General features: G+C 61.4%; 13 protein-coding genes, 2 tRNA genes, 2 rRNA genes and 1 riboswitch (1 of these 18 only partly in view). Of the genes, 11 read left to right on the top strand and 6 right to left on the bottom strand.

All coding sequences use genetic code 11. The features are described 5' to 3' along the window. Positions 1-3: 3 nt before the first annotated feature. Both ACP7AL_RS14405 and ACP7AL_RS14400 read left to right on the top strand, forming a co-directional pair. Positions 4-639 carry a YdcF family protein gene (locus ACP7AL_RS14405; protein ID WP_081758565.1) on the top strand — a complete coding sequence of 212 codons (636 nt, stop codon included), beginning with the start codon at positions 4-6 and terminating at the stop codon, positions 637-639. Positions 640-651: 12 nt separating this feature from the next. Next, positions 652-1,428, top strand: coding sequence for a lysophospholipid acyltransferase family protein (locus tag ACP7AL_RS14400; protein ID WP_425992298.1), 777 nt, complete (start codon positions 652-654; stop codon positions 1,426-1,428). Between the two features lie 9 nt (positions 1,429-1,437). Here the strand turns inward: ACP7AL_RS14400 and ACP7AL_RS14395 are convergent, their stop codons facing one another. Further along, the gene (locus ACP7AL_RS14395; RefSeq protein WP_006018825.1) at positions 1,438-2,016 is read right to left on the bottom strand and encodes a gamma-glutamylcyclotransferase; all 579 of its coding nucleotides are present in this window, start codon (positions 2,014-2,016) and stop codon (positions 1,438-1,440) included. 176 nt (positions 2,017-2,192) lie between these two features. Between ACP7AL_RS14395 and ACP7AL_RS14390 the strand changes: the two genes are divergently transcribed. Next, a complete protein-coding gene (locus ACP7AL_RS14390; RefSeq protein ID WP_425992295.1) occupies positions 2,193-3,320 on the top strand; it encodes a DUF2125 domain-containing protein in 1,128 nt (375 codons plus the stop codon). Positions 3,321-3,458: 138 nt separating this feature from the next. Here the strand turns inward: ACP7AL_RS14390 and ACP7AL_RS14385 are convergent, their stop codons facing one another. Genes ACP7AL_RS14385 through ACP7AL_RS14375 form a run of 3 tightly spaced genes read right to left on the bottom strand, consistent with a single transcriptional unit; the run spans position 3,459 to position 6,355 of the window. Next, positions 3,459-4,403 (bottom strand): prephenate/arogenate dehydrogenase family protein, encoded by a 945-nt coding sequence (locus ACP7AL_RS14385; RefSeq protein WP_425992293.1) that lies wholly within the window; start codon positions 4,401-4,403, stop codon positions 3,459-3,461. Continuing rightward, positions 4,400-5,494, bottom strand: coding sequence for a histidinol-phosphate transaminase (gene hisC, locus ACP7AL_RS14380; RefSeq protein WP_425992291.1), 1,095 nt, complete (start codon positions 5,492-5,494; stop codon positions 4,400-4,402). The genes ACP7AL_RS14385 and hisC overlap by 4 nt, the downstream gene beginning before the upstream one ends. A 21-nt stretch (positions 5,495-5,515) precedes the next feature. Further along, entirely contained in the window at positions 5,516-6,355 is an 840-nt protein-coding gene (locus ACP7AL_RS14375; protein WP_425992289.1) for a chorismate mutase, read from the bottom strand. 202 nt (positions 6,356-6,557) lie between these two features. After that, positions 6,558-6,637: riboswitch (SAM riboswitch) on the top strand. An 89-nt stretch (positions 6,638-6,726) separates the two neighbouring features. Here ACP7AL_RS14375 and metX point away from each other — a divergent pair. The 3 genes from metX to ACP7AL_RS14360 all read left to right on the top strand — a co-directional run bounded on the left by metX (position 6,727) and on the right by ACP7AL_RS14360 (position 9,392). Next, a complete protein-coding gene (gene metX, locus ACP7AL_RS14370; RefSeq protein WP_425992287.1) occupies positions 6,727-7,926 on the top strand; it encodes a homoserine O-acetyltransferase MetX in 1,200 nt (399 codons plus the stop codon). Between the two features lie 10 nt (positions 7,927-7,936). Beyond that, positions 7,937-8,596, top strand: a complete 660-nt coding sequence (gene metW / locus ACP7AL_RS14365; protein WP_006018831.1) for a methionine biosynthesis protein MetW — start codon at positions 7,937-7,939, stop codon at positions 8,594-8,596. A gap of 187 nt (positions 8,597-8,783) precedes the next feature. After that, a complete protein-coding gene (locus ACP7AL_RS14360) occupies positions 8,784-9,392 on the top strand; it encodes a TIGR02594 family protein (RefSeq protein WP_006018832.1) in 609 nt (202 codons plus the stop codon). On the opposite strand, the gene ACP7AL_RS14355 is transcribed toward ACP7AL_RS14360, so the two are convergent. Beyond that, complete coding sequence (locus tag ACP7AL_RS14355; RefSeq protein WP_425992284.1) at positions 9,376-10,155, bottom strand: MOSC domain-containing protein; 780 nt, start codon at positions 10,153-10,155, stop codon at positions 9,376-9,378. The genes ACP7AL_RS14360 and ACP7AL_RS14355 overlap by 17 nt on opposite strands. A 220-nt stretch (positions 10,156-10,375) precedes the next feature. Between ACP7AL_RS14355 and clpB the strand changes: the two genes are divergently transcribed. Further along, entirely contained in the window at positions 10,376-13,009 is a 2,634-nt protein-coding gene (gene clpB / locus ACP7AL_RS14350; RefSeq protein ID WP_425992282.1) for an ATP-dependent chaperone ClpB, read from the top strand. 302 nt (positions 13,010-13,311) lie between these two features. Here clpB and ACP7AL_RS14345 read toward each other — a convergent pair whose 3' ends face one another. Continuing rightward, a complete protein-coding gene (locus ACP7AL_RS14345) occupies positions 13,312-15,342 on the bottom strand; it encodes a peptidoglycan DD-metalloendopeptidase family protein (RefSeq protein ID WP_425992280.1) in 2,031 nt (676 codons plus the stop codon). A gap of 938 nt (positions 15,343-16,280) precedes the next feature. Between ACP7AL_RS14345 and ACP7AL_RS14340 the strand changes: the two genes are divergently transcribed. The 4 genes from ACP7AL_RS14340 to ACP7AL_RS14325 form a co-directional block, all read left to right on the top strand. After that, positions 16,281-17,767: ribosomal RNA gene (locus tag ACP7AL_RS14340) — 16S ribosomal RNA — on the top strand. A gap of 222 nt (positions 17,768-17,989) precedes the next feature. Further along, a tRNA-Ile gene (locus ACP7AL_RS14335) sits at positions 17,990-18,066 on the top strand. A 56-nt stretch (positions 18,067-18,122) separates the two neighbouring features. After that, positions 18,123-18,198 (top strand) — tRNA-Ala (locus ACP7AL_RS14330). Between the two features lie 429 nt (positions 18,199-18,627). Then, positions 18,628-18,958 (top strand): 23S ribosomal RNA (locus ACP7AL_RS14325); it runs 2,487 nt beyond the window's last position. Together the 16S and 23S rRNA genes with 2 tRNA genes alongside form the textbook arrangement of a ribosomal RNA operon.

Raw genomic sequence — 18,958 nt, 5'->3', positions numbered from 1 at the left:
GTGATGCTGGCCTGTGCCGGAATTCTTCTCTTTATCGGACTGGGCTTTGTCGACTTCCTCTCGCGGGTGCCGCCGTCCGAGGAAAAGCCGTCGCGCAATGCCGACGGCATCGTGGTTCTCACCGGCGGCTCGTCGCGCGTCTCGGACGCGCTGGAATTGTTGTCGGTGGGATACGGCCGCCGGCTGCTGATCTCCGGCGTGCACCCGACCAACGGCTACAGCGATATTCAGCGCACGCTGCCCGACAGCCAGCGCCTGCTTACCTGCTGCGTCGATCTGGACCGGTCGGCGGTCAATACCCGGAGCAATGCGACGGAGACGCGGCGCTGGGTGGTCGAGCGCGGCTTCCACTCCCTGATTGTGGTGACGTCGAATTATCACATGCCGCGCGCCATCGTTGAACTGTCCCACGCCATGCCCGATATCGAACTGGTTCCGTTTGCCGTGGTCGGCGACAAATGGCGCGAGGAGCCTTGGTGGACGAGTGGCGCCGCATTGCGGCTCCTGCTATCGGAATACGCGAAGTATGTTTTTGCGCAGACGCGGGTCGCTTTCGGCGGCGTGGGGCAGGGCGGCATGCCGGAAATCGGCACACAGGCTGTCCCGCCATCGAAGCCGGCTACTGCGTCCGCTAACTAATCAGGTCTGTCGATGGTTTCGGTATTTTTGCGTTCGCTGCTCTATAATGTCGTTTTCTATCTGAACCTTGCTTTCTGGGTGATCCTCGGACTCCCGACGTATGCGATGCCGCGCGCGGGCATTGTCTGGATCGCGACCAACTGGGGCAAGACGAGCATCTGGTGGATGCGGATCATCTGCAACACCAGGGTCGAATATCGCGGCCTCGATAAAATTCCGAAAGGTCCGCTGATCGTCGCCTCGAAACATCAGTCGGCTTGGGAAACTTTCGCGCTGCTGCAATTCTTCGATCAGCCGCTTTACATCCTCAAGCGCGAACTGACATGGCTGCCGCTGTTCGGCTGGTATCTGCTCAAGGCCGGCATGATCGGCGTCAACCGCAGCGCCGGCGGCCGCACGTTGATCGACATCACCAGGCGCGCCGCCGAGGAAATCAGGCGCGGCCGTCAGCTCCTGATTTTTCCGGAAGGAACGCGCCGCGCTGTCGGCGCGCCACCGGACTACAAGAATGGCGTCAGCCTGATCTATGGCGAGGCCGGCGTGCCCTGCATTCCCGTCGCGCTGAATTCCGGTCTGTTCTGGCCGCGCCGGACTTTCCTGCGTTATCCCGGAACGATCGTGATCGAATTCCTCGATCCGATCCCGCCGGGTCTGAAGCGTCAGGAGTTCACGCCGCGCCTGCAAGCCGCGATCGAAGAGGCGACCGATCGGCTGGTGAAGGCGGGACGCGAGGAACAGGTGCGCCTGATCGGTTTTTCTGCGCCGGTGGCAGCGTCGGTCAGGTCCTGATCGTATTGACTAGCTGTGGCGGTGCAGGGCGCCTTCGCCATGGAGCATCGCCGCGAGACGATGCAGCGGCGCGTCACGGATGCCTTGCGCCTCCAGTGCGGTTACCGTCGCAATGACGTATTCGTCGTTCGGCCCATACGCGCCGTGACCTTGGCGGACGAGCCGTAACTGCTCGTCAATGGTCAGACGTCCCGCGTACTGATCGTGACTGCGGTCGGCGACATAGGCGAGCGCCCTAACGCGCGCATCGCCCTTGAGCCAGACCGAGCGCATGACTTCGCGGTAGACGCCGGTGACCTGCTCGCGTTCGCGCAAGTAAGCGACGGTGGCTTTTCGCTCAGCCGCCGCCACCCGGAACGCGACGCCCTGACAGGCTCCGCCGCGATCGAGCCCCAGCACCAGTCCGGGTTTTTCGTAGGTGCCGCGATGGACCATCGAGTAGATGCACAGCGAGCGATGCTCGCCGATCAGCCGCGCCGGCTTCTGTTCGAGGAAAGCAAAACCCGGCTTCCAGATCAGCGATCCATAGCCGAACACCCACAGGTCGCCCTCGGGAAACTCGGATTCGGCAAGGATCTTTGCGGCCATGATTGTTTACCTGGTCGATCACGCCTACCAGCCCGATGACGTGCGTGCAACCATATGGACTTCAAAGCGATTTACGAGAACAGTGCATCTTTCAATTGCCTGATTCCGGTGCTCTAGCTCCCGCCATGCATACATCTCCAGCCGTTCCGCGCCGCCGCCTCTGGCCCGTTTTCGTGATGCCTGTTCTGGTCCTCGTCGCAGCCGCGGCGTGGAGCGGGTTCTGGTTCTATGCCGCGTCTCATGTCGACGAGAAATTCGACGAGTGGCGCACCCGCGAGGCGAAATCCGGCCGCGTCTATGAATGCGCCAATCGTTCGGTCGCAGGATTCCCCTTCCGCATGGAAGTCCGATGCACCGATCCGGTGGTGACACTGACGTCGCAAACCGCCGACCAGACCCAGCTCACCGCGCGCCTGAAGGATATTCTGGTCGTCGCGCAAGTTTACGATCCGACGAAAATCATCGCCGAATTCACCGGCCCGGCTACCGTCGCAAGCCGGGGCGAAGCACCGTCGTTCGTCGCCGGCTGGACCACAGGCCGTGCCAGCGCGTCCGGTCTGCCCACGCCGCAGCGCGTCTCGCTGGTGTTCGACGATCCGGCGCTCGATCGCATGAGCGGTTCAACTCAGTCGCCACTGTTGCGTGCAAAACATCTCGAGCTGCATACGCGCCTGCTGGAAGGCTCGTTGTCCAACAATCCCGTGGTGGAAACCGCGCTTCAGGTGACAGCCGGAAACCTGCAGGGATTGCATCCAATTCTCGCCGAGCCGTTTGACGCAGACATCCGCGCGCTGCTGCGCGGCCTGAAAGACTTTGCACCGAAGCCCTGGCCCGAACGCTTTCGCGAAATCCAGGCTGCGGGCGGCCGCCTCGACTTCACCCAGTCCCGCGTGCAGCAGGGCGAGACCATCGCGGTCGCCGCAGGTTCGCTGGCCCTGACGCCGGCCGGTTATCTCGACGGCGAACTGACGATGACGGTTGCCGGGCTTGAGCGGGTCGTATCGCAGCTTGGCATCGACAAGCTGTTGATGGAGGGCGTGCCGCAATCGTCAGTCGATCGCATCGCGCCCGGCATCAGCGCACAGGACGTCAACAAGGTAATCGGTGCGCTCGACCGGATGATTCCGGGCCTCGGCAATGTCGCGCGCAAGAACGCCAATGCCGGCGTGGTCGCGGGCATCAACATGCTCGGTCAGGCCTCGACGCTCGAAGGCAAACCCGCGCGGGCGTTTCCGTTGAAATTCACCGAGGGCGTGATTTCCATCGGCCCTCTGCGGATCGCGCAGACCGCGCCGCTGTTTTGAGTTCTCCGTCATTGCGAGGAGCCATTAGCGCGTTTACGCGCGTTTTCGACGCGCTATGGCGACGAAGCAATCCACTTTGATTTAGCAATGGATTGCTTCGCTACGCTCGCAACGACGTTTTGATAGATCAGAGGTAATCTATTTCCCGTCCGGCTTCGGCAAATTCGCGTGCTTGCGGCCGAAGTCGGGATCGGCGGTTTCCTGCCCGAGGCTGACGATGCCGCGGCGAATCGCGCGGGTCCGCGTGAAGTGATCAAACAGCGCTTCGCCATCGCCGCGCCGGATCGCGCGGGTGAGCTTCGAGAGATCTTCCTGAAACGCGCCGAGCATTTCCAGCACGGCATCCTTGTTAGCGAGGAACACGTCGCGCCACATGGTCGGGTCGGATGCGGCGATGCGGGTGAAGTCGCGGAAGCCGCCCGCCGAGAACTTCAGCACCTCCGCCTGCGTCACGTCTTCCAGCTCATCGGCGGTGCCGACGATGGTGTAGGCGATCAGATGCGGCAGGTGACTGGTGACGGCGAGCACGAGGTCATGATGATCGGCGGCCATGGTCTCAACATTGGCGCCGAGCGCGCGCCAGAATGCCGCGAGCTTCTCGACGGCGGCCGGATCGGCGTCCGGCGGCGGCGTCAGGATGCACCAGCGGTTGATGAACAGTTCGGCGAAGCCTGAATCAGGGCCGGAATGTTCGGTGCCCGCAACGGGATGCGCCGGAACGAAATGCACGGTCTTTGGCAGATGCGCGGACATATCCCGCAGCACCATGCCTTTGACGGAGCCGACATCGGAGACGATGGCGCCCGGTTTGAGATGCGGCGCAATTTCCTCCGCGACCGGTCCACACGCGCCGACCGGGATGGACAGGATCACGAGGTCAGCGTCCTTCACCGCCTCCGCGTTCGTCTCCACCACGCGATCGACGATGCCAAGCTCCTGCACCCGGGCGCGGGTCGCCGGCGAACGCGCTGTGGCCACGATCTCGCCGGCAAGCCCCTGAGCGCGCGCTGCGCGCGCGATCGAGCCGCCGATCAGGCCGAAGCCGATCAGCGCGATCCGCCCGAACATGGGTGTGGTGCTCACTTCTGCCCCATGAATTCGGCAAGCGCTGCGACCACGAGGCGGTTGGCTTCCTCGGTGCCGACGGTCATACGCAGGGCATGCGGCAGCTTGTAGTTCTTCAGCGCGCGCAGGATCAGCCCGCGCCTGGTGAGGAACGCGTCGGCATCTTCCGCCGTCTTGCCCTTCGTTTGCGGGAAGTGGATCAAGACGAAGTTCGCCACGCTCGGCGTCACCTCAAGCCCGAGCTTGCCGATTTCATCGGTCAGCCAGGTGCGCCAGGTGTCGTTATGCGCGCGGGACTTGTTCTGATGCTCGGTGTCTTCCAGCGATGCGATGGCTGCTTCGGAGGCGGGCGTCGAGACATTGAACGGGCCGCGAATGCGGTTCACCGCGTCGATGATGTTGGCAGGGCCATACATCCAGCCGACGCGCAGTGCCGCGAGGCCGTGAATTTTCGAGAAGGTGCGCGTCATCACCGTGTTGTCGGTGGTGGCGACCATCTCGATGCCGGCCTCATAGTCGTTCTTCGAGACGTATTCAGAATAGGCCGCGTCGATCACCAGCAGCACATGCGACGGCAGTCCGGCGCGCAGGCGCTTGACCTCGTCGAACGGCACATAGGTGCCGGTCGGGTTGTTCGGATTGGCGAGCCAAACCATCTTGGTGCGCGGCGTCACCGCACCGAGAATCGCGTCGACATCGGCGGTGTAGTTCTTCTCCGCCGCGATCACATTGATGGCGCCGTTGCCCATGGTCGCGATCGGGTAAACCAGAAAGCCGTGGGTGGTGTGGATCGCCTCGTCACCGGGGCCGAGATAGGTGTGCGCGAGATAGTTCAGCAGTTCGTCCGAGCCCGCGCCGCAGATGATGCGGTCGGGATCGAGGCCGTAGGTGCGTCCGATGGTTTCGCGCAGCGCGCGCGAGGTGCCTTCCGGGTAATCCTCCAGATGATCGGCGGCCGCCTTGTAGGCGGCAATGGCTTTCGGCGACGGCCCGAGCGGGGTCTCGTTCGCGGACAGCTTGAAGACGCGGCCGGTCAGCCCGGCGCCGCTCTTGCCGGGCGTGTAAGGCGCAATATCGAGAATTCCTGGCTTCGGCACAGGACGAGACATCAACTCAACTCCGAAAGAAGACTATTTGGATGTAGTAGCAGGCGGCACCGTATAGCGCGTTGCATGGCTCCCGACGAGAGCCGATGAACGCACCGATGCTCCGGCCGCGACCAGCGCAGCGGTGATTTTCGTCAGCCCATCCGGGCCCGGAACCGAGATCAGCAAGGCGGCGCCGTCGGACGCGGTGTCGGGGACAGCGATAATCTCGGAAAACGGCGACAGCGCACGCGCGACATCCGCGCTCCAGCCGGACACGCGCACGCTCCACATCCCGACCTCGGTGACCATCGCATCGGCGGCGACGCGCGACACCACGAACACCGGCAGCGCCGCCGGATGATCGGCGCGCTCGACGAACGGCAGGCGCGCGATGATCTTCGGCGCGGCCGCAGGCTCGAGCGCGATCCACCACGGCAGACGGCTGCTGACCGCCGAGATCAGCGCGAGATCGCCCTTTGACTTTGCAACGGCTTCGACCGCAGCTTCGGCATTGAAGTGCGCAAGAAACGGAACGGTGAAACCGAAATGAAACCGCGCCGAATCCCGCATCGCGGACTCGCCGGCGGACAGGTCGGCATGCACCGAGAACGGAGCCTGGACGTAAGTGAACGTCGAGATGATGACACGCCAGATGCTCTCGACGGTGTCCAGCGGCAGGATGCCGCGATGACGCTGCACCAGACGGCGCATCATGTCGGCTTCGCGCGCGGGCCGGAACGCCGAGCCGACTTCCTGCGTCTTCTTCACCGAGATCAGGCGGTCGATGATGTCGCCGCGCTTCATCAGGAGTTCGTGCACCTGCTCATCGATGGAATCGATTTCGCGGCGCAGTTCCTGCAGTGATGGCGGTTGCTTGGTCATCGGTTCAACCTGGGTCCGAACGCGGCTTGCGGCGCGAAGGCCTTCCGGATTCATCGAAAACGGGATTTGTCGGGCGCATTGATAGGCAGGAGAGCGCCTGAAAGCAAAGAAAACATTGGCAATTCCGGCCTCACACCAAAGCAGGGTGGCCTTGCGATGTCGCGGTGCAGCTTGACGAAAAGGCCGTTCGTGACTAGTAACTTAGTCATTCTGTGGTCATTTGAGCCGGCCGGCTTGCAGCCACGTTAAACAACTCGCTAAACAGGCCGGGGACACAAGTGATCCCGGCCGAACCTCGTTTCAGGCCGGGTTTTTTATGGCCTGATTTCCGATGTTGGTCTTCGCGACCTGCTGAGGAGGCCAGTAACAAGATGGTTAATGTCAAACCGTTGAAGAGTGACACTGCGGCCGCTGAACGCGCGCACGAGGCGGATCATCCGTCATCGCTGGTCGCGCAGTTCGGTGCGGACAAGCCGCTGCGGCTGGACTGCGGCATCGATCTCGCGCCATTCCAGATCGCCTATCAGGCCTACGGCCAGCTCAACGCGGACCGCTCCAACGCCATTCTGATCTGCCATGCGCTCACCGGGGATCAGCATGTCGCGAACGTGCACCCGGTCACCGGCAAGCGCGGCTGGTGGGAGACGCTGGTCGGCCCCGGCAAGCCGATCGACACCGATCGCTATTACGTCGTGTGCGCCAACGTGGTCGGCGGCTGCATGGGATCGACCGGTCCGTCATCGACCAATCCCGCCACCGGTAAACTGTGGGGACTGGATTTTCCCGTCATCACCATTCCCGATATGGTGCGGGCGCAGGCGATGCTGCTCGATCATCTCGGCATCGACAAACTGTTCGCCTTGGTCGGCGGCTCGATGGGCGGCATGCAGGCGCTGCAATGGACGGCGGCCTATCCCGAACGCGTGTTCTCTGCGCTCGCGGTGGCGTGCAGCACGCGGCATTCGGCGCAGAACATCGCGTTTCACGAACTGGGCCGTCAGGCAGTGATGGCCGATCCGGACTGGAATGGCGGGCGCTATTTCGAGGACGGCACCCGTCCGCATCGCGGGCTCGGTGTCGCGCGCATGGCCGCGCACATCACCTATCTTTCAGACGCCGCGCTGCATCGCAAGTTCGGCCGCCGCTTGCAGGACCGCGAGGTGCCGACGTTCTCGTTCGATGCCGACTTCGAGGTGGAAAGCTATCTGCGCCATCAGGGCTCGTCGTTCGTCGAGCGCTTCGACGCCAACAGCTATCTCTATCTGACGCGTGCGATGGATTATTTCGACATCGCCGCCGACCACAATGGAGTGCTGGCGGAAGCCTGGCGCGGCACCCGCACGCGCTTCTGCGTGGTGTCGTTCACCAGCGACTGGCTGTTTCCGACGTCAGAGGCGCGTGCGGTGGTGCACGCGCTCAACGCCAGCAGCGCGCGGGTGTCGTTCGCGGAAATCGAGACCGACAGGGGACACGATGCGTTCCTGCTCGACGTGCCCGAGTTCATCGAGATTTCCCGCGCATTCCTGGAATCGGCTGCTTCGGCGCACGGCCTGACCTCGGCCAGCAGGTAGGAGCGCCAGGATGACAATTCAGGATCAGGCGTTCCGGCCGACCGCGGTTCTTCCCGTCACCGAGAACGGCTATCGCGCCGACCATCTGCTGGTCGCGCAGATGGTCGAGCCCGGCTCGCGGGTGCTCGATGTCGGCTGCGGCGAAGGCGATCTGCTGCGGCTTCTGGAAACACGCGGCGTCGACGGGCGCGGCATCGAACTGTCGCGCGAGGGCGTCAACCGCTGCGTCGCCAAGGGCCTCGCGGTGGTGCAGGGCGACGCCGACACCGATCTGATCAATTATCCCGACGACGCGTTCGATTACGTGATCCTGTCGCAGACCCTGCAGGCGACGCGCCAGCCGCGCGTGGTGCTGGAAAACCTGCTGCGCATCGGCCACCGCGCCATCGTGTCGTTTCCGAATTTCGGCCACTGGAAAATGCGTCTCCAGTTGCTGGTGAAGGGCCAGATGCCGCGCACCGACAATCTGCCGGCGACATGGTACGACACGCCGAACATTCATTTCTGCACCATCAAGGATTTCGTGCAGCTCTGTAACGAGATCAACGTCAACATGGAGCGCGCTGTTGCGCTCGATCTCTATGGCCGGCCGCTGCGGCTCAACGCACCGTGGTGGTTCTGGAACATGTTCGGCGAGCAGGGCGTCTTCCTGCTCACGCGCCGCGATTAATATTCGCGGCTCCAATGTGGCCTTGTATGTTCGCATTCTCGCCGTGAAATGATCCCGTTATCGCCGCGAAATGAATCCGCCGGCGCCTTTTCCTGTCTTGCTCTCGTCACACCCACCCGTTTTTTGCGCTGCGGAATGTCGTTCGCGTGCGAACGATGGGCACAGGGGGTGTCACGAGGAATAATGGATGACTCTATCGCGTAAACTTCGCCTGCCACTTCGAGGCGCCGCGCTGGCGCTGTGTTCGGTGGCAATCGTCGCACTGGCAACTCCGGCTTCGGCGAGGCCGCATCACGGAGCAAGCCGGTACACTCACGCTCACCATTCCAAGCATCACGCCAGGAAGCATTACGGCCATAGCACTCGCCATCATGCGCGGCGCGGGCGTTACGCAGCGGCTGCGGAAGCGTCAGCTTCGCAGGGCTTCGGTGGCGGCTTCGGCGGATCGAATGTCGTCGCCGAAGCGCGGCGTTATATCGGCAGCGGAAATCCGACGGGCCGCTCCAGCCTCTGGTGCGCGCGCTTCATGAACATGGTTCTTGAGCGTTCCGGCCACAAAGGCACCGGCTCCGACATGGCGCGTTCGTTCGCGGGCTACGGCCAGCGCATCTCGGGCCCGCAGGTTGGCGCTATCGCGGTGATGTCGCGTGGCCGCCGTGGCGGTCATGTCGGGATCGTCAGCGGCATCGACCCCAAGGGCAATCCGATCGTGATCTCGGGCAACCATGGCCACCGCGTCGCCGAGGCTACCTATTCGCGTGGGCGGGTCTACGCCTACGTCATGCCGTCGAGCTGAGTTCTGTGATGGTATCGCCGGCGGCAATTGTGCCGCCGGCGATCACTTCGGCGTAGACGCCGCAATCGGCGTGATCGAACATTTGCATCAGTGCGTGCGGGATATTCAGGTCCCGTTCTGCGGTGACCGGATCGACATTGACGGCGGCACAGCGGACGATCCGCTTGATCACCTTGAGCCGCGTATCGCCGATCGTCAGTTGTTTTTCCAAGAGATCGAACTCGTGCCATGCGGGCCATCCGCTGACATAGAGATTGCCGCGAAAGCGCAGCGGATTGACCGGCTGGCCGACGATGGTCTCAATGGCGGCCACGCTGGCCAGATTGATGATCGACACCACCTTTGCGGCGACGTCCGAAAAGCTGTGACCGGGAGCAGAGAGGACCTTCGGCGGCCCCTTCAACTCCGGCGAAAAATTCTCAGCGAAGAACATCTCGATGGCCGCGCGCCCTTCCGGCGTCTCCAGATTGCCGCGCGCGGCTTCCGCGCCGTTGTACCTGATCGTCAGAGTATTGCTGGCGTCGTCGAACCGGGTCTGAAGGCCGGCGAGACGCTCGTTCCGCATCAGCATTAAAAAGCGGATTTTCGGAAAATGCTTCGGATTGGCAGGCTCGAAGCCGATCGGGCCGTTCTCGATCGCGTAGCGGCGGTCGGTGGGCAAGGTTCGGCCTGCCTGCAAGGCGACATTCGGGAGCAATTCCGGCGACAGGCCTTTGACGGGATAGCGATAGATGCTCTGGAGGGTCGCGGTGGTGTTTGTCATTCCCGATTCTTAGGTGGATTCGCGGCTTCCCGCCACTTTCGCCAAATTTTCAGCCCTGCCTCTTTCACAGGCGCAACCCAGTTCCCACATGACGCTCAGGCCGGTGCAACGCCGGTCCCCGCCACGGGTTGAGGAACGTCAATGCCGGCGGCGGAACCCCATTGAAGATGCTAATATCCGTGCCTTCGGGGCGGACATGGCAGGCTGAGGGAAACCCGAAATGAACATTGAAAAATATACCGACCGTGTGAAGGGATTCATCCAGTCGGCACAGACGTTGGCCATGCGTGAGGGCCATCAGCAATTCACGCCCCTGCATATCCTGAAAGTGCTTCTCGACGACAGCGAAGGTCTTGCGGGCGGTCTGATCGATCGCTCGGGCGGTAATTCGCGCGCGATCCTGAAGGCCACCGAGGATGCGCTGGCGAAAATGCCGAAAGTGTCAGGCGCAGGAGCGGGACAGGTTTACCTGGCCCCGGCGACGGCGCGCGCTTTCGATGCCGCCGAGCAGGCGGCCGAGAAGGCCGGCGACAGCTTCGTCACCGTTGAGCGGCTGCTTCAGGCGCTCGCTGCCGACAAGGACAGCGACGCGGGCTCGCTGCTCGCCAAGGGCGGCGTCACGCCGCAGAATCTCAATGCTGCGATCAACGCCCTGCGCAAGGGCCGCACCGCCGACAGCGCGTCGGCAGAAAACGCCTATGACGCACTGAAGAAATATGCCCGCGACCTGACCCAGGCCGCGCATGACGGCAAGCTCGACCCGGTGATCGGCCGTGACGAGGAAATCCGTCGCACGATTCAAGTGTTGTCACGCCGCACCAAGAACAATCCGGTGCTGATCGGCGAGCCCGGCGTCGGCAAGACCGCCATCGTCGAAGGCCTCGCACTGCGCATCATCAACGGTGACGTGCCGGAAGGTCTCAAGGACAAGAAGGTCCTGTCGCTCGACATGGGCGCGCTGATCGCAGGTGCGAAGTACCGCGGCGAGTTCGAGGAACGGCTGAAGGCTGTGCTCTCGGAAGTCACCAGCTCGGACGGCCAGATCATCCTGTTCATCGACGAGATGCACACGCTGGTCGGCGCCGGAAAAGCCGATGGCGCGATGGATGCGTCCAACCTGCTGAAGCCCGCGCTGGCGCGCGGCGAACTGCATTGTATTGGCGCGACCACGCTCGACGAATACCGCAAGCATGTCGAGAAGGACGCCGCATTGGCCCGCCGTTTCCAGCCGGTGTTCGTCTCCGAGCCCACCGTCGAAGACGCGGTGTCGATCCTGCGCGGCCTGAAGGAAAAGTACGAGCTGCATCACGGTGTCCGCATTACGGATTCCGCGATCGTGGCTGCGGCAACGCTGTCGAACCGCTACATCACCGACCGCTTTCTGCCGGACAAGGCGATCGACCTGATCGACGAAGCCGCGGCGCGGCTGAAGATGCAGATCGATTCCAAGCCGGAAGAGCTCGACAACATCGATCGCGAGATCGTGCGGCTGAAGATCGAGCAGGAGGCGCTGAAGAAGGAAACCGATTCGGCGTCGAAGGATCGCTTGCAGCGGCTCGAGAAGGAGTTGGCCGACCTTGAGGAGAAGGGCGCTGCACTGACTGCGAAGTGGCAGTCGGAGCGTGACAAGCTGTCCAATGCCCAGAAGGTCAAGAGCGAACTGGAGCAGGCGCGCCAGGAACTCGCCGACGCGCAGCGGCGCGGCGAATTCCAGAAGGCGGGCGAACTCGCCTATGGCCGGATCCCCGAACTGGAAAAGAAGCTGAAGGCGCTGGAAGAAAGCGAGAAGGCCGGCAACGTCGTGCTCGAAGAGGCTGTCACGTCCAGCCATGTCGCGCAGGTCGTGTCGCGCTGGACCGGCATTCCGGTCGACAAGATGCTGGAAGGCGAACGCGAGAAGCTGCTCAAGATGGAGTTGCAGCTTGCGGAGCGCGTGATCGGCCAGGCCGAAGCTGTCAGCGCGGTATCGACTGCGGTGCGGCGTTCGCGCGCCGGCCTGCAGGACCCGAACCGGCCGATCGGCTCGTTCATGTTCCTCGGCCCGACCGGCGTCGGCAAGACCGAACTGACAAAGGCGCTCGCCGAATATCTGTTTGACGACGAGACGGCGCTGGTGCGCATGGACATGTCCGAATACATGGAGAAGCACTCGGTTGCCCGGCTGATCGGCGCGCCTCCGGGCTATGTGGGTTATGACGAAGGCGGCGCGCTCACCGAAGCGGTGCGGCGCAGGCCGTACCAGGTGGTGCTGTTCGACGAGATCGAGAAGGCGCATCCCGATGTGTTCAACGTGCTGCTGCAGGTGCTCGACGACGGCCGCCTGACTGATGGTCAGGGCCGCACTGTCGATTTCCGCAACACGCTGATCATCATGACCTCGAACCTCGGCTCCGAATTTCTGGTCAGCCAGGGAGAGGGCGAGGATACGTCGGCGGTGCGCGATCAGGTGATGGCGGTGGTGCGGGCGAGTTTCCGTCCGGAATTCCTCAACCGTATCGACGAGATCATCCTGTTCCATCGGCTGCAGCGGACCGAGATGGGCCGCATTGTCGATATCCAGATGCGGCGGCTGCTGAAGCTGCTGGCGGATCGCAAGATCACGCTGACGCTCGATGACAAGGCGCGCGACTGGCTGGCGGCGAAGGGATGGGATCCGGCTTACGGCGCGCGTCCGCTGAAACGTGCGATCCAGCGCGCGTTGCAAGACCCGCTGGCGGAAATGATCCTGTCCGGCCGCATCCATGACGGTGAAAACGTCGCGGTCTCGGCGACGGATGCAGGTCTGACCTTCAACGGTCAGCTTGCAAAGATCGATAGCGAGATGCCGCCGGTGCCGAAGAGCAAGCTGAACTAAGGACTGCGCACTCGGTCATCACGGGGCATAGCCGTTCGAAGAACGGTGTCGCTCCACTGTCACGGTGATCCCGATGGGTTGGGCACAATGCCCTATTCGTCGGGATGGCCGTGACAGGCCCGGCCATGAGTCGCGGAGGCGACAAACCCATGGATCACGGCGATAGCCTCCCGGCTGCTTTTAAGTCTTGTGCAGCGAGTATTTGTCGCGTCGCTTTGCCTGGCAATCAAAACCAGCATTGCATCTCACGCGCGATGCAAACGGCATGCGTTGCTTTAAACGAAAAATAATTGTCGTGAAATTTAGCGGTCGTTGACCTGCGCCGTCTTCTGGCCCTTGGCGGCCTGCGGCTGTGGACGATTGACGCCGGGACGATTGCTGATCATGCCGTCGAGCCGGTCGCGCTCGGCTTCAAAGCTCGCCAGCATCGGCCCTTCGAGGGAGCGGCCGCGCGGCAGCTTGATGCGCATCGGATCGACGAAGCGGCCGTTGACCAGAATTTCGTAGTGCACGTGCGCGCCCGTGGACAGGCCGGTCGAACCGACAAAGCCGATCACCTGACCCTGCCGCACGCGCTTGCCGGGCTCCATGCCCTTGGCGAACGCGGTCATGTGACCGTAGGCGGTTTCGTATCCGTTGGGATGCTTGACGCGGATATATTTGCCGTAGCCGCCTTCCCATCCGGCCTTTTCGATCACGCCGTTGCCCGATGCGAAGATCGGCGTGCCGTAAGGAGCCGCCCAGTCCACGCCGGTGTGCATCTTGGTGTAGCCGAGAATTGGATGGCGTCGGCCGCCGAAGCCGGAGCGCATGATCGCGTTGCTGACGGGTTTGCGGACCAGGAACTTCTTCGCGCTCTTTCCGGTCTCGTCGTAGTAGTCGACGATGGAATCGTCCGGCGCCTGGAAGCGGTAGTATTTCTTGGTTTCGCCGCCGACGGTGAGGGAGGCGTAGAGCACTTCGGTCTTTTCGTTGTTGACCGGTGTCTCGTCTTCGCCGGCGAAGAACACCTCGAACGAGTCGCCGGCCTGGACCTTGCGCTGGAAATCGACGTCGTAGGAGTAGATGCGGATCATGTCCTCGATGACGGTCGCCGGAACCTTGTTGCGCAGCGCGGTCTCGTAAATGCTCTGGTAGAGCCGCACGCCGGTGCCGTCATCATCGTCGTCTTCGTCATTCGTGTTCGCGGTCTCGGTGACGGTGTTGAAGCTCTGGGGATCGACGGCGACGTATTTGCCGAGATCCGAAAGTGCGGCCACGGCTTCAATCGTGGTTTCGTTGGCGACGATCACCCGGACCGGCTGCTGGCGTTGAAGTCCGGGACCGGTGCCCGCCATCATGATGCGCAGCTTCTGGCCTTCCCTCAAACCGCCGTCGCGGCCGCGCGCGCCGAGATTGTTGGCGATGGCGAGGGCTTCGCCGGGGCTGGCGCCCAGATCGCGCAGGATCGACTGCACGGTGTCGCCCTTTTTGACGATGTGGATTTTTTCGCTGGAGGGGTTGCCGCCGGTGATCTGATCCTTGGTTTTCGGCAGCAGTGTCACGTTTTCCGGCACCACGCGGGTCTCGAAGCCGGCATAGGGATCCGGCGTGCCTTCCGCGGCGTAGGCCATCTTGAGATCGGTCGGCATGGTCGATGCATATTTGACGGCGCTGTTGCCGCGCCAGCTTGAAGCGTCGCGCACCCGCAGCAGCACCTCGTCGATCGCCACGCTGGCGGCGATCTTGGCCCGGGGCAGCACCTGGGCGAGGTCGCGCGTCACAAACGAGACTTCGGCATCCGGCTCGGCGGCATTGGGATTTTGCGAATCGTCGCCGTCCGCAGGGGCGGCAGTGCCGACATCGGTCAGCATGCGCTGGGCATTGAAGGCGGGAACCTTGGCGGAAAGATCGCTGGTCGTCAGCGACAGGTTGCCGGCAATGCGGACGAACGGGCGTACCCGCATCACATCGCGTCCGCCGGCGCGCACGGCTGTCGAAACGCGAATCACCTGGCGCGCGGCGGCCGAATCGCTGGGAGGCGGAAGGCGATCGCTCTTGCGTGCGACGGCGCCCTTGTCATTGGCGCCGAATGCGCCGCGCAGTGCGCCTTCGACGCGCTCAGGAACCTTGGCGAAGGTCATTTCGCCGTCGAGCGACGCAAAAACGGCGCCGCCGATCAAAGCCGCGCCGCACAGACCGGTGAGAATCGTGCCGCTAAACCACTGTACGGAGACGCGGCGGCGGTCGATGACAGCGGCTTCCGAACCGTCAACTGACAACGGTGGCTCGTGACCGAGATCAATGATCCCGGCACGCCCGTAATTGCCCCCGCGTGACGTCCCGTGGTTCAAAACTGCCTTCCCCCCGCAAGTCTTCTCGTAGCAAGTCCAAGTCGTCGTCAGTGTCGTCGTCAGTGTCGTCGTCGGTCGTCGCTCAACGAGCTTCCAGTTCGCCGGTCTTGCGGCCCGCATCCCAAGGTGGGACAGCTCGAGCCAATAGCGTCTGGTTATTTTTCCGTCACTGCCGTTTTCGTCGCGCGCCAAGGTGCTGGCGAAACGGGCCTGACGTCAATGCCACGCAACTCGTCGGTGTTTTTCATCCCAAGTCAGGCGACGATCCCAAGTCATCGCCAAAGTTATCGCCGAATCTTTAAACCTGACCGGCCAAACTATACTGGTATTTGTCCGGCCAAGGCATATTTCCTGTGCAGGACGTCGCAGGAATGTGGCTCAAGTACGGCGCGAACCCCTGATAAATCAGGACTTCTCAGCGATTCGATTTTCTTGGGTGCGTTGCGACGATTTTTTGACATGGGCGTTGACAAGCTCAGACGGCAGGGCCTATAACCCGACCACTGAGCGCGGCGGCGCCGGGGCCCACAGCCCAGGCAAGCTTCCGCGCCTGTCAAGCTCCTCTCCTAGACGAGTGAACAAACAGCCGATAGTTGTCGGTTGTCATTCGGCGTCGGATAGGTTGCAGGGTTTCTTTAAGTAGAGACCGAAGATTTTTCGCCCGGCCACGGGCGAGTGAAACCCTCGGGTTTCGGGCTGTTTGACAAGTAAAGATGAAGAAAGAGAAACGTGGACGGCGGAGTCCTTGCGGGTCTCGGCAGATTGGGAAACCTCGGTTTTTCAGTCGGTTGGGACCGGACGAAAGACTTCGGCGGTACACGTTTTAAAGGTTACACCATCGTTGTCAGCGATGTGAATCGCAGACAGCATGTTGGCTTCGGCTAACAATGGTGGGACCTCGTCAAACGTTGTGATCAGCCGGTTTAAAGTTTCAAGTCCAACTTGAGAGTTTGATCCTGGCTCAGAGCGAACGCTGGCGGCAGGCTTAACACATGCAAGTCGAGCGGGCGTAGCAATACGTCAGCGGCAGACGGGTGAGTAACGCGTGGGAACGTACCTTTTGGTTCGGAACAACACAGGGAAACTTGTGCTAATACCGGATAAGCCCTTACGGGGAAAGATTTATCGCCGAAAGATCGGCCCGCGTCTGATTAGCTAGTTGGTGAGGTAACGGCTCACCAAGGCGACGATCAGTAGCTGGTCTGAGAGGATGATCAGCCACATTGGGACTGAGACACGGCCCAAACTCCTACGGGAGGCAGCAGTGGGGAATATTGGACAATGGGCGCAAGCCTGATCCAGCCATGCCGCGTGAGTGATGAAGGCCCTAGGGTTGTAAAGCTCTTTTGTGCGGGAAGATAATGACGGTACCGCAAGAATAAGCCCCGGCTAACTTCGTGCCAGCAGCCGCGGTAATACGAAGGGGGCTAGCGTTGCTCGGAATCACTGGGCGTAAAGGGTGCGTAGGCGGGTCTTTAAGTCAGGGGTGAAATCCTGGAGCTCAACTCCAGAACTGCCTTTGATACTGAAGATCTTGAGTTCGGGAGAGGTGAGTGGAACTGCGAGTGTAGAGGTGAAATTCGTAGATATTCGCAAGAACACCAGTGGCGAAGGCGGCTCACTGGCCCGATACTGACGCTGAGGCACGAAAGCGTGGGGAGCAAACAGGATTAGATACCCTGGTAGTCCACGCCGTAAACGATGAATGCCAGCCGTTGGAAAGTTTACTTTTCAGTGGCGCAGCTAACGCTTTAAGCATTCCGCCTGGGGAGTACGGTCGCAAGATTAAAACTCAAAGGAATTGACGGGGGCCCGCACAAGCGGTGGAGCATGTGGTTTAATTCGACGCAACGCGCAGAACCTTACCAGCCCTTGACATGTCTATGACCGGTACCAGAGATGGAACCTTCCCTTCGGGGCATAGAGCACAGGTGCTGCATGGCTGTCGTCAGCTCGTGTCGTGAGATGTTGGGTTAAGTCCCGCAACGAGCGCAACCCCCGTCCTTAGTTGCTACCATTTAGTTGAGCACTCTAAGGAGACTGCCGGTGATAAGCCGCGAGGAAGGTGGGGATGACGTCAAGTCCTCATGGCCCTTACGGGCTGGGCTACACACGTGCTACAATGGCGGTGACAATGGGACGCTAAGGGGCAACCCTTCGCAAATCTCAAAAAGCCGTCTCAGTTCGGATTGGGCTCTGCAACTCGAGCCCATGAAGTTGGAATCGCTAGTAATCGTGGATCAGCATGCCACGGTGAATACGTTCCCGGGCCTTGTACACACCGCCCGTCACACCATGGGAGTTGGTTTTACCTGAAGACGGTGCGCTAACCGAAAGGGGGCAGCCGGCCACGGTAGGGTCAGCGACTGGGGTGAAGTCGTAACAAGGTAGCCGTAGGGGAACCTGCGGCTGGATCACCTCCTTTCTAAGGATGAACCTTCAGATTGCTTCGGCAACTATCGGTTCGTTTTAGAAACATCAGTGGCCAGTGATTGGATCAATCGCTGAGCTGCATTGGCGGGACACCGCCGTCTTCGTTTCTCTTTCTTCGCGGACGAACACGCGCCAGGGGCGGCGCTGCAGCGTCTTGTCATCAGACAAGGTGCGCCAGCTTGAGCCTCATATCCTTTAATGGACATGGTCGTTAGGGCTTGTAGCTCAGTTGGTTAGAGCGCGCGCTTGATAAGCGTGAGGTCGGAAGTTCAAGTCTTCCCAGGCCCACCACTTTGATTGCGCCATGCGTCTCTTCAGTCGGCTTTCGAGCATTCGTCTTCTGGAACGGGGGCATAGCTCAGCTGGGAGAGCGCGTGCTTTGCAAGCATGAGGTCGTCGGTTCGATCCCGTCTGCCTCCACCAGAGGCTGGGTTGCCGATGCGACAATGTGCGTCAAACAATCGTCCGCGAAACATCGTTTCGCATGCAGAATGTCTTCACCAAGACTCTGCCTGCGTGATTTCTGACATCGTAAAGAGAAGATCGATCCGAGCAGGATCGCCACAAGGCGTTTTGCAAAACTTGTTTTGCCTGGCGCCGGCGACAACCTTGCGCGTATCTCCAGATCATTTTCGGCGCTCAAACATCGCGAGATGTGCGAGTTGTAAAATGATCTTTGTCGGCAACGCTTGACCGCATTGCCGTCGGTTCGATCTTACGAAGCAATCTGGTCTTTCTAATCATATCCAGCTGCATGCAGCCTCTATCGAGGGGGCGCGCCGATGATCTTCGGATCCTCGGCAAGTGTGCGGCCAACATTCTGCCGAGTGTGTGGATATTGATAATGAGAGCAATCAAGTGCCTTAAGGGTGTTCGGTGGATGCCTTGGCGATGAGAGGCGACGAAGGACGTGCTACGCTGCGATAAGCCGTGGGGAGCTGCGAAGGAGCTTTGATCCACGGATTTCCGAATGGGGAAACCCACCTTCGATAGCCGAAACTCTAAGTTCACAACGACGCAAGTCGGTGTGGATTTGGATTTTCGGTTATCAAGTGAAGGTATGAGACTTCTGAATACATAGGAGGTTTCAAGCGAACCCAGGGAACTGAAACATCTAAGTACCTGGAGGAAAGGACATCAACCGAGACTCCGCTAGTAGTGGCGAGCGAACGCGGACCAGGCC

The sequence above is a fragment of the Afipia sp. DC4300-2b1 genome (assembly GCF_049895725.1).
In the GTDB taxonomy this organism is placed as follows: domain Bacteria; phylum Pseudomonadota; class Alphaproteobacteria; order Rhizobiales; family Xanthobacteraceae; genus Afipia; species Afipia broomeae.
Note: the sequence above shows the minus strand (reverse complement) of the source record. Positions and strands in the feature narration are given on the sequence as shown.

Bases quoted from the DNA above. Each gene is read 5' to 3' on its own strand.
- ACP7AL_RS14405 (WP_081758565.1), top strand. From the start codon at position 4: ATGCTGGCCTGTGCCGGAATTCTTCTCTTTATCGGACTGGGCTTTGTC.
- ACP7AL_RS14400 (WP_425992298.1), top strand. From the start codon at position 652: ATGGTTTCGGTATTTTTGCGTTCGCTGCTCTATAATGTCGTTTTCTAT.
- ACP7AL_RS14395 (WP_006018825.1), bottom strand. From the start codon at position 2,016: ATGGCCGCAAAGATCCTTGCCGAATCCGAGTTTCCCGAGGGCGACCTG.
- ACP7AL_RS14390 (WP_425992295.1), top strand. From the start codon at position 2,193: ATGCCTGTTCTGGTCCTCGTCGCAGCCGCGGCGTGGAGCGGGTTCTGG.
- hisC (WP_425992291.1), bottom strand. From the start codon at position 5,494: ATGTCTCGTCCTGTGCCGAAGCCAGGAATTCTCGATATTGCGCCTTAC.
- ACP7AL_RS14375 (WP_425992289.1), bottom strand. From the start codon at position 6,355: ATGACCAAGCAACCGCCATCACTGCAGGAACTGCGCCGCGAAATCGAT.
- metX (WP_425992287.1), top strand. From the start codon at position 6,727: ATGGTTAATGTCAAACCGTTGAAGAGTGACACTGCGGCCGCTGAACGC.
- metW (WP_006018831.1), top strand. From the start codon at position 7,937: ATGACAATTCAGGATCAGGCGTTCCGGCCGACCGCGGTTCTTCCCGTC.
- ACP7AL_RS14360 (WP_006018832.1), top strand. From the start codon at position 8,784: ATGACTCTATCGCGTAAACTTCGCCTGCCACTTCGAGGCGCCGCGCTG.
- ACP7AL_RS14355 (WP_425992284.1), bottom strand. From the start codon at position 10,155: ATGACAAACACCACCGCGACCCTCCAGAGCATCTATCGCTATCCCGTC.
- clpB (WP_425992282.1), top strand. From the start codon at position 10,376: ATGAACATTGAAAAATATACCGACCGTGTGAAGGGATTCATCCAGTCG.